Genomic DNA, 254 nt, shown 5'->3' on the forward strand with positions numbered 1-254 from the left:
CCGGGATCCGCGCCACCACACCGTAGGAGTTGCCGCCCGCGCCGTACGACACCTGGCGGACCCCGCCGAGCAGCAGGCCGCTGCCGTCGGGGTCCATGACCAGCGACCCGCTGTGGCCGCCGAGCTCCCCGGTGTAGGTACTCGCGTAGGCCGTCGGGCCCGCGGGCGTCGTTGTTCCGTCGCGGTGCAGGCGCGCCACGCCCCACCCGGACGCCGAGGAGTCCGCGTAGCGGCCGAGGTTGCGCGGCGCGCGG

At 76.8% G+C, this 254-nt stretch carries 1 protein-coding gene; it reads right to left on the reverse strand.

What is annotated here, in order from left to right:
• Positions 1 to 254: hypothetical protein (locus Q0L15_RS21165; RefSeq protein ID WP_296606713.1), on the reverse strand; the 254-nt coding region annotated here is incomplete at both ends.

Origin of the sequence: Nocardioides sp. (assembly GCF_024509035.1) — a bacterium.
In the GTDB taxonomy this organism is placed as follows: Bacteria; Actinomycetota; Actinomycetes; order Propionibacteriales; family Nocardioidaceae; genus Nocardioides.